This is a genomic window from Psychrobacter sp. TWR1-1-1, assembly GCF_049895865.1.
Lineage (GTDB): Bacteria > Pseudomonadota > Gammaproteobacteria > Pseudomonadales > Moraxellaceae > Psychrobacter > Psychrobacter immobilis_A.
This window is the reverse complement of record NZ_JAFCTE010000009.1, coordinates 110,597-125,612: the sequence shown is the minus strand read 5'-3', so window position 1 is coordinate 125,612 and position 15,016 is coordinate 110,597. Positions and strand designations below refer to the sequence as shown.

The following is a 15,016-nucleotide window of genomic DNA, read 5'->3' as shown; positions in this document are numbered from 1 at the left end:
TTCAAAATTGTTGCTCATAAATATCGCAACCGTCGTCAGCGCTATGATCTTAGAATGAAGCTATTCGCCGCTGTTGTGAATTTCGAGCTTGGTTTATGACTTTTGCAAGAGGTCTAATATAGCAATGAAAGATATTCTTTTTAACATACTGTCTTTAATGACGATAAATAATAGCCAGTCATGGCAAGTAGCGGTACCTGTTAGCTATCAGCATAAAAAAGCAGAGCACAATTGATAACCTGTACTCTGCTTTTATAAGTAACAACCATTTACTCAAAGCATGAAATCTAACAATCTCGTTAGCGACGCGCTTTTTGATAAAGCGGCATCACTTTAGGCATTAACGATTGCAATTGAGCAATACGATTGCTGCTGGTCGGGTGAGTGCTTAAGAACTGCGGTGGCTCACCTTGGCTCGCGCTTTGCATTTTTTGCCATAAGGTAACCGCTGCTTGCGGATTATAGCCAGCACGTGCCATTAACTCTAGACCAATCTGATCGGCTTCAGCTTCTTGTGTGCGACTATGCGGACGGCTCAGTCCCAAATCCCCAGCGACGTTGGCTAGCTCAGCCTGACCTTGTGACAGTCCAAAGATGCTAGCAGCCACGCCGATACCAGTCTGCGTCGCATACTGACGCGATAGGCGCTCACGTGAGTGCTCACGCAGCGCATGTGACATCTCATGACCCATAATAGCCGCAATCTCGTCATCCGTGAGATTCAGGCGGTCAATGATACCCGAGTAAAACATGATTTTGCCACCGGGCACGACAAAGGCATTCAGCTCATTAGATTTGATCGTATGCACTTCCCATTGCCATTTCGCCGCATCTGGACGGTAGACGCCGACCTGACCGACCAAACGATTAGCGATGTTCTTTAAGCGATTAAGCTGAGCCTTATTGGTATCTAGTACGCCGCGCGCTTTTGCTTCTTGCAACGTTTTGGCATAACTCTGTGCAGACAGCTGCAAAACTTGCTCACTAGAAACCAGTAATAGCTGCTGACGGTCAACGCCAACGGCACCAGTACTGGTGGTGCTGGTACAACCTGTCAGGGCTAGTGCCGACAATGAAGCGGCCATCACGGTGCTGGTCAGTAATTTTTTCATAATAAACATCCTCGCTGTAAATGATAAAAAGTAAAATAGAACAAAGTGGCTATTAATAATAAAGCGGTTGTCGTTAAAGTGATTATCGTTGAAATAATTATCGTTCAAATGACTCGTGTTACATTTTTTGTGGCATAGAGAGTTGAAGCAGCAAGTAAGGCAATTTTTTATTAATGTTCTACCTATGTTTGCTACGTGACCTCAACAGTAAAATTTTACCCGAACTGTCATTAGGCATAAGTATAATAATGTTACTAAGGCAAAACCAATGCAGGAAAAGTAACAATACAACGTAGGATTGTAAGTGAGAGCGACGTTGACACCAACAAATCTATTTTTCGCGACTAACGTCTATAAACTTGATAGGCGGCATAAATCTCAGTCAAAAAATAGTCTCATAGGCAATGAGATACTACCTACAAGGACAGAGCTTTAGATTTCTAACATTATTCTGAAAAATAACTGATATTATTTTAAATAAATAATTATCGCTAAATCAATTATTTATGATAATTACATCAATAAATAGCGAGTTAAAGACATAATATTGGAAATAAACGTTAAAAATGAGGTTGACAGGGTTAGAATATCTGATAGAATAGCCAGCCTATCGAGACGGAGTTGTTGTTAACAACACTACAATTCGATAATCAGCGGGAATAGCTCAGTGGTAGAGCATAACCTTGCCAAGGTTGGGGTCGAGAGTTCGAATCTCTTTTCCCGCTCCAAATATGGCTTGAAAAAGCATCAAAGCCTCACTTTATTGTGAGGCTTTTTTTTGTTCTGATTTTAAGGGTTGTCATTGTTTCTTAAGAACATTTCGATGACATTCCAAGTTACTATCGACGGAATTCACGACATAGATTACTAAAAGTTGCAGCGCCAAAACTAAGTTACAAAAGGTGGTCAATTTGACACATTAGCCTCAGTTTAATCACGCATAATTATATAGATCGTTTAAACGAATATAACAACAAATAATCCATCTATAGACCATGATGATAATAAGGAATAATTATGTAAGAATTCAAACATAGAGCATTTAATGAATTGTTTGATCTGTCAGGAAAAACCGCAATTGTGACGGGTGGTGCAAATGGTATTGGTAAAGCAACGGCGTTACGTCTAGCACAAGCTGGGGCAAATATCGCTATTGCTGATTTAAAATTAGAAGATGCAAAGGCTGCGGTCAAGGATATCGAAGCGTATGGTGTAAAAGGCTTGGCAGTCGAATGTAATATCTTAAAAGATGAAGATTTGGTCGCTATGGTAGATAAGGTCGTCGCTGAATTTGGCACTGTCAATATTTTAATCAATAATGCTGGTGGCGGCGGCGGTGGTCGTGAAAACCCAGCCACAGCATCGGTCGATGATATTCGCCGTGACTTTGAGTTGAATGTTTTTAGTGGCTGGCGCTTGTCTCAATTATGCGTGCCACACATGAAAGCGTCGGGTTATGGCTCGATTGTATTTACCACTTCGATGTCGAGTATCAATAAAAGCCCGAACATGAGTGGTTATGCGGGTTCAAAAGCGGCTGTCAATCATATGGTGGCGAACTTGGCACATGATTTTGGCCCTGAGGTACGCGTCAATGCGGTTGGACCTGGTGCCACGCGTACTGATGCGTTAAAAACTGTACTAACACCAGAAATCGAAAAGAAAATGCTAGAGCATACGCCGATTCAACGTTTGGGTGAAGCCGATGATATCGCTGGTGCTATGCTGTATTTTGCCGCACCACTATCTGAGTGGGTCAGTGGTCAGACCATATTTGTGAATGGCGGCGGTGTGCAAACCTTAGACTAAGCTTATCTACATATGAAGGTATTTAAACCATGATGTTAAAGCTATAGTAAATAGTAAAAAAACCGTTATGAAAAGCGTCGTCCAACGTATAGTTGGGTGACGCTTTTATCGTTTTAAGCCTATGTTTCATGATGAAGGTGCTGGCGCATTGATAGGCTGCATCTTTCAACTGACTGAATATGCTCAATTGATGATATTCAAGTTACTCAAAGCAAATATGGGCGACCTCATTGCAAAAAGTTTGCTTGCCATTTTTAAAACCTGCGATGGCTTGTGAATTGATTCTAATCGCTTCTACCGCGTCTTTCGCTTCTAATATGACTAGGGTAGCCGGTGCTCCTACTTTAACCTCCGTTTGCCGTGACAAAAGCTTCGCTGCATTTTTGCTAATCATATCGAATACCTCCGCTATCTGCTCATCTTTTGCTAATTGAGTGATATTGGCATACATATTTGCCATTCTAATCAGTGAGGCATCACCGTAAGGCGTGAAAGCATTTAAAATATTATTGCTAGAAATAGTCGTATTGATGCCCATCGCTAATAGCTCATTGGCGTTGACCATGCCTCTAGGAATGAGCGCCTCATAATCACGCCCATTTAAAAATATGTCGGTGGCTGGTAACACCGTCAGGGTAATGTCAGCAAATTTCAGTAAGGCAGCCATTTCTATACGTTTGTCTTTGTCCATCGCTGACAGTTTAGTGACATGACCAATAGACACGCGACCTTGATAATGGCGCTTGATGGTTTCTTCAACCAATTTTGGAATGCTCGAGCCTTGTGGATCCAGATCAAAATCTAAATGAAAATCAACATCGACGTCAAACTGCTCAGCCAAGTCAAACACCATTTCAATATGCTTGTGAGGATTCTCATCTTTGTATGGACAGCCGCCAACCAAATCAGCGCCTTGCGACAATGCCAGTTTTAGTAGCTCATAAGTATGCAGGTCATTGGTCAATCCTGATTGCGCAAAGGCGCAAATCTCTATATCGATGGCAAATGCATAGGTATCGCGGGCTTTTTTGATGGCATTAAAGGCACGCATCTCTGTTTTTGAATCTGTTTCAACAAAGGTGCGCAGACCAACGGTGCCTTTTTTAATCGCCATCTCAATCACTCGTGAAGCACGATTAAACACATCTACTTCCGTAAAATCCTTTTTAGCCTTACCTGTTTCTTCAACAGCCTCGTTTAAATCACCTTGCTCTATAGTACAGCGATCAAGGATGCAGGCTTTATCAAGGTGAATGTGGCTCTCATAGAATCCTGCACAGACAAAGTAACCTTTAGCATCGTAAAGTGCTCTTGGCGCATCATCATGTTCAGTTTTTTTTGCAACGTCGTCAATGCTCTCAATATAAGCGCCGTTTATACTGATATTGACCAAGTTTTTATGATTGGGTAATTGGGCATTTTTTATAAGTAAATCTGGCATCGTTTTTCCTTAACTATTTGCTTGGAATGACTCAACGGTTAATGGCATTTTAGTGTCAAGAGTGGGGGTTTTAAGCTTTAAATCCGCATGACTATTCGATGTTTTTATTTTTTCCTACTCAACGGTCGTTTTTTGTTCATGAGTGGTTAGGGGCAAGCGTCATCGAGTCTAATATATGGCATATAATGACCACCGCTACGGTATGTAGACTTTGTTTATAAATAGACTATATCGTTTTTACCAAAAAACATACTTAGTTATTGATATTTTATTGTTATAATTATCTTATAAGTTTTGAGTGTACGTTAAGATATACTAATAATAAAAAGAGTAAAAAATAAGCTAAATTTAGCTTCATAGCTTGAAACTACGAAGGCATTTCTGTGATGGAATGACTTCATTTAAATACAATTAGATAAACAGGAAAAAGTATGTCAAATATCGATGAGTCGTTACAAGAATTAATGAATCTTGATGGTGCAATGGGTGGCTGTATCGTCGACTATATGTCAGGCATGGTACTTGGTATGGCTGGCGGCGGCGTTGACTTAGAACTTGCAGCAGCAGGTAACTCGCAAGTGGTAAAGGCGAAGGTAGCAACGATGAAATCATTAGATATCAAAGGTGAAATCGAAGATATGTTAATCACCTTGGAGTCTCAATTGCACATCATTCGTCCTACAGCCAAGCATGAAGACTTGTTTATTTATTTGGTGCTTGATAAATCAAAAGCCAATCTTGCATTAGCCCGCCGTAAGGTACAAGCGGTAGAAAATAAACTAGAAGTATAATTCGGTTGGTCGTGTTCAAAAAATGAGTGATTTATCAAACTCTCCTTCCTTGTTGCTTATCGTGCCTTAAATAAGACAAGACTGGCAACGAGGTCAAATTCGCTATGTACGTACTGTACATAGCGAATTATTATTTTGTAGACAGTGGTAACAACTTAACGAGCGTGAGCCGTTTTATCAAGTGGTGGCAAAATGAAGTGTATTGCATACGTCAGTAGAGTGCCAATCAGTGATCGCACTATTCGAATGCCTACTGGGTTATCAGACATCGTTAGCGTCTCTCGTAAGCATAATCCAAAATCGCAAATTACGGGTATCATCTCTTACCGTGAAGGTCAGTACCTGCAAGTGCTAGAAGGCCCTTACCTGGAAGTAGACAAGTTAATGAGTAAGATAGCTTCTGATCCTAGACATGAAGATCTTTGGGTGTTTTTGGATGTGCGCGTGATCAAACGCAGCTTTCATAATTGGGCTGTGAGCGTGTTTGATTTTGTGGATCAAGGCAACTTTTTTAATGCGTTCATTGAGAATAATGGCGCTGTGTTAAACAGCTTTAATGAGTCTCAACAAAGACGTATTCAACCGTTTATTGATATAAAAAAATCTGATACGGTGCCTGAAAAGTATTATGAAGGTAAGGATTTAAGATTGTTGGCATGGCCTGATCTCAACAATGAAAGCCAGCCGCAAATGATGATGAACCTATGTATCAAATTGACTAAAAAGCCTTATTCGTTTAATGCACTAGCGGATAGTGGTGATTTTGGCAGCCATCATCAAGTCACACAGATTATCAGAGAGTTTGATCGTTTAGGTTTATTGAGTGTCACAGAGGCAGCACCGATACATGAGCAAACCGTAAATGAGAAAAAGCCTAACAAATTTTATGGTGCGATCAAAAAATTCTTAGGAATGAGGTAAAAAATTGAATTATCAGAAGCTAGCAATCATTGGTGAAGTCGGTGCTGGAAAAACTCAGTTGGTCAAGACATTAAGCGAGATAAGCCCCATCGAAACAGAAGCAAAATCTAGTATCGATATCGGTAAAGAGTACACGACGGTCGGCATCGATTATGGGCGCATCACTCTGTCTGACGATATGGCGCTAGGTATTTACGGCGTGCCAGGTCAAGAGCGGTTTTCTTTTTTATGGGAGTTCGTCAATCAGTCGCTATGGGGATTGCTCATTTTGATTAGATATGGCGAGACACCCGATTATGCCAATTTAGATAAGCTGTTACACTTTTTTGCGCCAGAAAAAAATCAGACCACGTGTATCATTGGTATCACTCATTGCGAAGATGCTGACAAAGATAGTCTTTCAGCACTGGGACAAGAAATAAGAGTGATGTTGATGCAGCATAATGTGGTGGCACCTGTGCTCCATACAGATCCTAGGAACAGAGAGTCCGCTGTGTCTCTGTTGTCATTATTTAATACCCTTAATAATCAAGACTAATGCCAGATATGACTATGTTAAAAGAAAAATTAGACGAAAAATCACCAGCAAAAATAGCGTTATTAAGCCACATGAAAGCATTGTGTGACGCCAATAGAGAAGTCATATTGGTTAGCTTATGCACCACAGATGGCTTTCCCATTAGTTGTTTTTCGATCAGTGAATTGAGCAATCAAACGGACAAGTTTGCAGCGATGAGTAGCACACTATCAGCACTGAGTGATTCATCCGCGAGTCAAATGAAGCAGGGCAAGTGCGACATCACTATCGTCGAAGCCACTGCTGGAAATATGCTATTTGTCAAAACTGACTATATTGGTAAACCTTGTGTATTGACTGTGGTAGCGCAGAATAAGATGGCACTAGCAGAAGCAAGATATAAAACCAAAAAACTGATTGGTGTCATTTCTGCTATCACTGAGTAAGGCGCACAAGTAACCAAGATTGCTGGATTCGGTAGGGCTATAAGCGATAATTCGACTGTGATAGACATGTGATATTATTTGCGTGAGCAAATATCGACACTGTATTCAGATATCGACATTGTATAAAGGTAATGCCCTGACCTTTGACGACCATATCTACCAAAAACGCACCATTAGTGGCGTTAATTTTGGCATAAATAGTGTGCTTATGCTTTCTGCCTTCTTCATCGGTCGGCTATAGGTTGCTTGTTGTGCCAAGATTATATTGTAAAAATTCATGATTCTCCAAATCTGCTAGCGTCGCAAGTAATCCCATCCTGCTCAGATAATCGGAACTGGCACAGAGCACATAACGAGTCAGCGCCAACCGTTTTGCTTGGTCGCTGGAATCTTGCAGCTCTTAATGCGAACGGCGAGCTCATACCCTTCTTCGATCAAGTCAATGTGTCGATCAGAAAAATCCAACTCAACGTTTAGGACGGGACAGCCAGTGCTGTATCTATCGGTGATGGCGCGTAATGAAGAATTTCTACAGTACATTGCGTAGAGGCTTGTCGCGTATTAACTATCGGACGAATAGGCTGTATTTGTGCTGTTGGCTCTATTCTAAAATGAATGGTTCTATTTTGAAGTAAACAGTTCTGCTGTGGCTATTTGACGCTATGTTTACAGTGTTATTGTTCTGAAATTTAGAGGAGTTAATTACAGTCAATAAATTTTTTTGATAGCTTATTTTTTATAACTTGTTCTTTGATAGCGTAATATACAAAGCACCACTTAACGGATTGTTGAGCGGTGCTTTTTTGAGTCAAGATATCAGTTTTAGATAGTGGTTTTTTAGGTACTAATTCTAACGGTACTGAGCTTAAAGATACTATCAAGGATAAATAGTTAGGCTTGGCCTTTTTTTACGACCCATCAAGCTATTAGCTACCCATGCTGGACCAATTAATAAGAATTGTAAGTCTTCAAAAAATGAGGGTTTTTTGCCTTCAATTTTATGACCGATGAACTGTCCAATCCAAGCAACCACAAAAATAGCCGCCCAAACCTTAAAGCCCCATGGTAATAATGCCATTACTGACAAACAAATAAGAATAAATATTCCCATCGCCAAGAATAACGGCGTGGATAGACGCATATAAAACAACAATACCAACGCGCTAAGTACCAAGGTAAACCAGACTGATAGCGACATGCCCATGCCTAACAGGCTGACAAATATAGTAGGAACGCATAGCCAATGGATTTTTTTATTGACTAGGTTTTGATGACTGACAGAATATTCACTAAGCCATTGCTCAAGTGTGCGTTTAGACAGGCGTTTTTGCTGAGTACGAGACATACTAACCTCCGTGTTAGTAGATGAATTGAAAAATCTCTCCTATCAGTTGTAGCACTAATTGAGCCAGTCCACCACATTATCTGATAGACGGCACAGTCAAAACCTATAGCGCTATCAATATATTTGTCAATATCTGCGAGCTCTTCGATTTTATTCTTTTGAGATATCAGCGCTTATGACCATACAAGATAACCGTTAACCTTGTTCACTGCGCTGCCATTCATACAAACCAATAAAAGCGTTTATTTGATATATCATGGTTTGAATGGCAAAAATGTAATTGCCCGACATTAGATTGACGATGAGCCAGACAAAGTTAACGATAATCCATAACCACCAGTTAAATGAATAGCGCAAAATCATTGCGGCTTGTGCAGTGATGGAGAGGACAAAAGCAATGACGTTGATCCAAAAGAAGGAGATAAATCCTAGGAATTTACTATTATCATTTTCAACCACTGCATAGCCATAGCTGGCGAGTAAATCATTTACTGTGGGGAAAAGTGCGAGACCAAGAATAATAAAGGCAGCGGTAATCAACCAAACCGCTTTGCTCGCAGCCTTTGGTATCATGTCGCCATCAGGATCGGTATGTTTTGACCAATAAAAAATACCGTAGACATGGGTGAAAAAGTTAAAGAGCGGCGCGAGCATCAAACCGACTGCACCAGACGTCGCCTGCACGACGACTTCTCCCGCAGTCGCTGCCATTCCCAACCCGTTGCCCATGACGTTTTTGCGAAATGATAGCGAAACCACACAGACCAAACCAACGAAAGACACGCCCAAATAAAACATATCAAGTGTGGTGTGTTCTGTCGTGAGCCAAAAACCTGCGGATAATGCTATCACCCCGCAAATGAACCAAGTGACAATCCATTGCATCGCCCACTTTCCAGTAATATTATCTAATAGCTGAATACGCATAAAGCCTTTTTCCTTAAAGTATTAAAACTACAATGAGTTCTTATTTTATTTTTTAGTATCATATTATTTTTGTATTATCGCTATTCTTGCCATCGCTATTTTTACCATCTCCTCTATCTGCCATAAACATACTGATCGATAAGCAGCAGCGCTTGCTGATAGCGCGCATCGTAATCTGGCTGATCAACCATGTGTGGTTTGATATCATGACGAGCAAAAATATCGACGAGACGTTGCTCAAAGCGTCCACGCGCCTCAGGCGTGCCCAATGAGCGCATGCCATCATCAATCCACGGCGTATTGTTATCCAGCATAATGGTATGATCTAAGCGAAAATCATCGATACAAGCCGCCACAAAAGGATGGCTGCGACCTTCATATTCTTCACAAAATGCTTGAGTGGTCACAAAATCGGTATCAACGATGGTGACAGGAGCGGTCGCATTAGCCGCCGCATCTCTTATAGCTTGAGCATGCTGAAGGGCAATCGGACCATAGTCATTGTATTGTAGACCGACTTCACTACCACCCAAATCTGTACCGACATATAAGCGTCCCATCTCTAAAGCAAAGCTGGCGCCATAATAATTGGCCAGTTTATGCACCAATGTGGTCTTACCCGAACTTTCGCCGCCAACAATCGCCACCGTTTTGGTATAGTCGCCGCGCGCTTGGGGATGAATAGCTGACCAATGCGCGACTGGATTACGAGCGATGGCATAAGAATCAAACTCAGGCTGTAACGGGGTCGTGACGACTGGTATCGATAATCGCTCATAGACATCACTCTGCGCCAATGGGTGGTTTTCTGCGACAAACAAGACTGTATCTGCTGGTAAGTCGAGCGCTGTCGTCAAACGTTGTAGTTTGGCATTGCTGGCAGGAATGTCGATTGTCACATCGACGAAGCTATCATGTAGCGGTAGCTCAATCTCATGAGTGGTATGAATCTGGATAAATGGCAAATCAGCACACGCCATCTGTAGCCAACGTGCTTTGTCTTGCAAAGTAATGTCAAAGTCTGGATGCGGTGCTGGATGCGCCATAATGATAATATGCAAGGTTTTCACTTGTCCTGCCGCAGCCAATATACTGCGCATTTGACCTAAATGTAGTGGCTCAAAATGTCCAATCATCAATCCTGACTCGTACATAGCTTTCCTTAATTTTTAGTCATGCTTCATCGCACTAATTTTATCGATAGACTGCTGGAATATCTGTTATTTACCAGCATGTTATAAAGGTTTAAGGCGATTTACAGGTAGGTTATTGTAAAGGGGTGTTTTTTTATACGACTTTTTTCTGATAAAAGCATTACCAAGTTATTAATTTAACTGTGATTGTTTAAATGTCTCTCTATTTCTGAAGTTCCATCTACACAATATCTATGTGCTGAAAATGGCTAAATATTGGATTTGTAACAACATGTGTAATATGACAGCAATAAAGCTAATCGTGAAACATTTTGAAATAACTATTTAAAATCAGCAGTTTATGAGGTTTTATGACAGATTAGGGCAAGCTTGGTTAGCATAAACTCACAAAGTACGTCTATACGTTCAACAGATAAATATTAAATAGTTGCTATACTTATTCATAAGTTAAGAAGGCTAAGCAGCTTCCTGACTAGAATCGGAAAAAAGCATAAAAATAGAAGAAAAAAAGCGGAATTTTAAATAACAATAACAATAGAAATGATAGAGAGGTATTTGATTTGGCTAAATTAGCAAAACTACATCGCTCACAGAACAATCGCATGATAGCAGGTGTGATGGGCGGCATTGCCGAATACGTTGGCTGGTCACCGACTTGGGTGAGAGTGTTATTCGTGATTATCTCATCTTTGAGTGCAGCAGTACCTGGCATCTTAATTTATATAATTTTATGGATAATCATGCCAAAAGCGACTAGTGCGTCTTACCAATAAAGTTATTTTATATTTGCTCGTATCTTTTTAATAGCTTAATAGTAGTACCATTTTAATAGTATCGTTTTGATAGCATTACTATCGAGATTAGTTCAGATAGATTTCTACCAAAAAAAAGAATAGCAGTTCGACTAAAAAACAAAAAGCCTGACTCATCAGGATACCAAAGACATACCTTTCCTCCTGCCCAGATGCTCGCGCATTTGGGTATTTTTTTATCTGCTACTTTTGAGCCTTCTATATTGCAGCAGTTTAATTATAAATGAGCCTTATAACGACTGGTTTAGGTCTGCAGCATAAATTTAATTGCAGTAAATATAGATAAAATAGTCAATTTTTAGTAAGGTGAGCAAGCAAATAGAGTCGTTGCCGAATAGGCTGTACGAGCGCTATCAATATTTTATTTCATAATACTCATTCCACAGTGGCTTTACGATGATGCCCCAAACTATGACAACTCAAACTATGACATCACAAGTGACAAACCCGATGATAGAAGACAAAGACCCTCAACCGATGACGTTTCAAGATTTAATTCTAACCCTACAGAATTATTGGGCAGATAAGGGCTGTGTTATCTTGCAGCCTTATGATATGGAAGTCGGCGCGGGTACTTTTCACACCGCGACATTTTTACGCTCGTTAGGTCCTGAGCGTTGGAATGCTGCCTATGTGCAGCCATCACGTCGTCCAACTGATGGTCGCTACGGTGACAACCCCAACCGCTTGCAGCATTACTATCAGTTTCAAGTGGTGCTAAAGCCAAATCCACCCAATATCCAAGAGCTATATTTGGACTCGCTAAGAGCCATTGGTATTGATCCATTGGTGCACGATGTGCGTTTTGTTGAAGATAACTGGGAGTCGCCAACGCTGGGTGCGTGGGGACTAGGCTGGGAGATTTGGCTTAATGGTATGGAAGTCACTCAGTTTACGTACTTCCAGCAAGTAGGCGGGCTCGAGTGTTTCCCCGTGACCGGTGAGATTACGTACGGTCTTGAGCGCTTGGCAATGTACGTGCAGGGTGTTGACAGCGTTTACGATTTGGTCTGGGCAGATGGTGAGTTTGGTCGCGTCACTTATGGCGATGTCTTTCATCAAAATGAAGTGGAGCAGTCTACCTATAACTTTGAGCACGCTGATGTGCCAATGATGGGCGAGATGTTTGACTTTTATGAGCAGCAAGCAGATAAGTTGGTTGCCGAAGGTTTGCCACTACCAGCCTACGAGATGGTACTAAAAGCCTCACATGCTTTTAATTTACTCGATGCTCGTGGTGCGATTTCAGTGACTGAACGTCAGCGTTTTATCCTACGTGTGCGTACGCTTGCCCGTAAGGTTGCCATTGGTTACGTTGAAGCACGCGCAAAATTGGGTTTTCCATTGGCAGATGAGGCGCATCGTAAAGCGGCGCTCGATAAGTATTTGCCAAAAGAAGAAGCCACTGAGAATACAGAAAGCAATCAAGCTACTGACAATAACCAATCTACTGATAACAATAAATAGGAGCATCCCATGAGTACTATTATATTTGAACTGGGGTGTGAAGAGCTACCTCCAAAAAGCCTAAAACCTCTACGTGATGCGCTACAAGCGAGTGTCACCGAACAATTAAATGAAGCTGAAATTGGCTTCGATAGTATCAAAGCCTTTGCTGCCCCACGCCGTTTGGCGCTTCAAATTCAGGGCATTAGCGATAAGCAGCCGGATCGTAGCGAGCAAAAGCGCGGTCCTGCGATTAAAGCTGCCTTTGATGCGGAAGGTAATCCAACACGCGCGGCAATGGGTTTTGCGAAAGGCTTGGGCATTGACGCCAGCGAGTTGATAACGATTCACACCGATAAAGGTGATTATGTCGGTTATGAGCAAGTCATTCATGGTCAAGCAACGACTGAACTGTTAGCTGCCATTTTCCAGACAGCACTAGACAATTTACCGATTGCTAAGCGTATGCGCTCAGGTGCCAGCCGCAATGAATTTGTGCGTCCGGTACAGTGGGTGGTATTGATGCAAGATAGTACTGTCATTGACGCTACTATCCAAGGTCATCAAACAGGCACGCAAACACGTGGCCATCGCTTCCATAGTCCTAATTATCATGATATCGCGCATGCCAATGACTACGAAGAATTACTAGGCGGTCTAAAAGTCGTGGCTGATTTTGATAAGCGTCAAATGCTGATCAAAAACCAAGTCAAAGCATTGGCTGATGAAGTTAATTCAGATGCTATCGTGCCACAAGATTTGTTGGATGAAGTCACCGCATTGGTTGATTTTCCCATTGCGCTACGAGCAAGCTTTGAGCCGCGTTTTTTACAGGTGCCGCAAGAAGCGCTTATCTCGACCATGCAAGCGGATCAGAAGTATTTTTGCTTAACTGATAAAGCAGGCAAGTTGCAGCCTTACTTTATTTTTATTACCAATATTGAGTCAAAAGATCCCAATCAAATTATCGAAGGTAATGAGAAAGTCGTGCGTCCGCGTTTGGCCGATGCCGAGTTTTTCTTCTTACAAGACCAGAAGCAGCCATTATTTGCGTTGACAGAAAGCCTCAAAACTCGTGTCTTCCAAGACAAGCTGGGTACGATTTGGGAAAAATCTGAGCGTATTGCCAAGCTTGCCGCCTTTATTGCCGCCTTGATGCAACAGCAGGGTCAGCAGATTGATATCGATGAAACGGTGCGTGCGGGTATTTTGTCAAAAGCAGATTTGGCAAGCTCATTGGTCGGTGAATATCCTGAATTACAAGGTATTGCAGGCACTTATTATGCGCGTTTGAATAATGAGCCTGAAGCAGTGGCTGCCAGTTTAGAAGAGCAGTATTTGCCAAAGTTCAGCGGTGACGTATTACCACAAACACCAATTGGCATTTGCTTAGCATTAGCCGACCGTTTAGATACGCTTGTTGGTATTTTTGCCATTGACCAAGCACCGACGGGTTCAAAAGATCCGTTCAGTCTACGTCGTTCAGCCATCGGTATCTTGCGTATTTTGATCGAAAAGCAATTGCCAATTAATTTGGTAGCGCTCGTTGAGCAAGCGATTAAAGGCTATAGTGACGCTGAAGGCAGCAAGATTGAAAAAATGGGTGATACGTTTACTCAGGTCATGGCATTCTTAAACTCGCGCTATCGTGCGATGTATACCGAACAGGGCGTGAGCGTCGATACCATTCAGGCAGTGCAAGCGATTAACCCGCATATGCCGCTTGATTTTGATCAGCGTATTCGCGCGGTACAAGCCTTTAGCGAATTGTCACAAGCTTCAATGCTTGCTGATTCAAACAAGCGTGTTGCCAATATATTGGCCAAGTCAGAAGTGAGTGTCGCTGATACTGTCGATGAAGCGCTATTGTCTGAATCTGCCGAGCAAAGTTTATATGCAAGTGTGCTGCAAGCGCAGACGGCGGTTAAACCGCTGCTAGAACAAGCTGATTACACACAAGTGTTGCAAACGCTTGCCAGCTTAGATAAGCCGCTGACGCAATTCTTTGATAATGTGATGGTCAACAGTGAAGACGCCGCCCTTAAAAACAACCGCTTAGCGCTGCTTAAGCAAGTACGCGCATTGTTTTTAACCGTCGCTGATATCAGTGAGTTGCAGCTATAGTTTCACTAATATAGATCGCTCACTTTATTTTCTGTTTAATACAAAAACTGGCCCGCTATGGCCAGTTTTTTACACAGTATCATGGCATTTATTGATAAATTATCATGATAAATGGATGGACAATTAACTCGCTAAAGCATAGCACTATCGTCAGTATTGCTGGTTAAGTTA

14 protein-coding genes and 1 tRNA gene are annotated in these 15,016 nt (G+C 41.7%); 9 read left to right on the top strand and 6 right to left on the bottom strand.

Annotation, left to right across the window (positions count from 1 at the left end):
* Window positions 1–299: 299 nt before the first annotated feature.
* Window positions 300–1,112, bottom strand: coding sequence for a M48 family metallopeptidase (locus ACP69U_RS10175; RefSeq protein WP_045453551.1), 813 nt, complete (start codon window positions 1,110–1,112; stop codon window positions 300–302).
* Between the two features lie 653 nt (window positions 1,113–1,765).
* Between ACP69U_RS10175 and ACP69U_RS10170 the strand changes: the two genes are divergently transcribed.
* Both ACP69U_RS10170 and ACP69U_RS10165 read left to right on the top strand, forming a co-directional pair.
* Window positions 1,766–1,840: transfer RNA gene (locus ACP69U_RS10170), tRNA-Gly, on the top strand.
* A 322-nt stretch (window positions 1,841–2,162) separates the two neighbouring features.
* Window positions 2,163–2,921, top strand: a complete 759-nt coding sequence (locus ACP69U_RS10165) for a glucose 1-dehydrogenase (RefSeq protein WP_426138476.1) — start codon at window positions 2,163–2,165, stop codon at window positions 2,919–2,921.
* 202 nt (window positions 2,922–3,123) lie between these two features.
* Here ACP69U_RS10165 and ACP69U_RS10160 read toward each other — a convergent pair whose 3' ends face one another.
* Window positions 3,124–4,362, bottom strand: coding sequence for an amidohydrolase family protein (locus ACP69U_RS10160; RefSeq protein ID WP_426138475.1), 1,239 nt, complete (start codon window positions 4,360–4,362; stop codon window positions 3,124–3,126).
* A gap of 431 nt (window positions 4,363–4,793) precedes the next feature.
* Between ACP69U_RS10160 and ACP69U_RS10155 the strand changes: the two genes are divergently transcribed.
* From ACP69U_RS10155 to ACP69U_RS10140, 4 genes are all read left to right on the top strand, one after another.
* Window positions 4,794–5,153 (top strand): hypothetical protein, encoded by a 360-nt coding sequence (locus tag ACP69U_RS10155; RefSeq protein WP_045444104.1) that lies wholly within the window; start codon window positions 4,794–4,796, stop codon window positions 5,151–5,153.
* Window positions 5,154–5,345: 192 nt separating this feature from the next.
* Complete coding sequence (locus tag ACP69U_RS10150) at window positions 5,346–6,074, top strand: BLUF domain-containing protein (RefSeq protein ID WP_426138474.1); 729 nt, start codon at window positions 5,346–5,348, stop codon at window positions 6,072–6,074.
* A gap of 4 nt (window positions 6,075–6,078) precedes the next feature.
* Window positions 6,079–6,612, top strand: a complete 534-nt coding sequence (locus ACP69U_RS10145; protein ID WP_055124740.1) for a GTP-binding protein — start codon at window positions 6,079–6,081, stop codon at window positions 6,610–6,612.
* Window positions 6,613–6,620: 8 nt separating this feature from the next.
* Complete coding sequence (locus ACP69U_RS10140; protein ID WP_140412966.1) at window positions 6,621–7,037, top strand: roadblock/LC7 domain-containing protein; 417 nt, start codon at window positions 6,621–6,623, stop codon at window positions 7,035–7,037.
* A gap of 357 nt (window positions 7,038–7,394) precedes the next feature.
* On the opposite strand, the gene ACP69U_RS10135 is transcribed toward ACP69U_RS10140, so the two are convergent.
* The 4 genes from ACP69U_RS10135 to nadR form a co-directional block, all read right to left on the bottom strand.
* Window positions 7,395–7,577 (bottom strand): hypothetical protein, encoded by a 183-nt coding sequence (locus ACP69U_RS10135; RefSeq protein WP_426138473.1) that lies wholly within the window; start codon window positions 7,575–7,577, stop codon window positions 7,395–7,397.
* Window positions 7,578–7,914: 337 nt separating this feature from the next.
* Entirely contained in the window at window positions 7,915–8,382 is a 468-nt protein-coding gene (locus ACP69U_RS10130; RefSeq protein WP_426138472.1) for a DUF962 domain-containing protein, read from the bottom strand.
* Between the two features lie 195 nt (window positions 8,383–8,577).
* The gene (gene pnuC, locus ACP69U_RS10125; RefSeq protein ID WP_426138471.1) at window positions 8,578–9,309 is read right to left on the bottom strand and encodes a nicotinamide riboside transporter PnuC; all 732 of its coding nucleotides are present in this window, start codon (window positions 9,307–9,309) and stop codon (window positions 8,578–8,580) included.
* A gap of 113 nt (window positions 9,310–9,422) precedes the next feature.
* Window positions 9,423–10,463 carry a multifunctional transcriptional regulator/nicotinamide-nucleotide adenylyltransferase/ribosylnicotinamide kinase NadR gene (gene nadR, locus ACP69U_RS10120; protein ID WP_426138470.1) on the bottom strand — a complete coding sequence of 347 codons (1,041 nt, stop codon included), beginning with the start codon at window positions 10,461–10,463 and terminating at the stop codon, window positions 9,423–9,425.
* A gap of 560 nt (window positions 10,464–11,023) precedes the next feature.
* Here nadR and ACP69U_RS10115 point away from each other — a divergent pair.
* The 3 genes from ACP69U_RS10115 to glyS all read left to right on the top strand — a co-directional run bounded on the left by ACP69U_RS10115 (window position 11,024) and on the right by glyS (window position 14,845).
* A complete protein-coding gene (locus tag ACP69U_RS10115; RefSeq protein ID WP_045454060.1) occupies window positions 11,024–11,236 on the top strand; it encodes a PspC domain-containing protein in 213 nt (70 codons plus the stop codon).
* 516 nt (window positions 11,237–11,752) lie between these two features.
* Window positions 11,753–12,742: a glycine--tRNA ligase subunit alpha gene (gene glyQ, locus ACP69U_RS10110; RefSeq protein WP_426138478.1), complete on the top strand. Its 990-nt coding sequence runs from the start codon at window positions 11,753–11,755 to the stop codon at window positions 12,740–12,742.
* 9 nt (window positions 12,743–12,751) lie between these two features.
* Window positions 12,752–14,845, top strand: coding sequence for a glycine--tRNA ligase subunit beta (gene glyS, locus ACP69U_RS10105; protein WP_426138469.1), 2,094 nt, complete (start codon window positions 12,752–12,754; stop codon window positions 14,843–14,845).
* The last annotated feature ends 171 nt before the right edge of the window (window positions 14,846–15,016 follow it).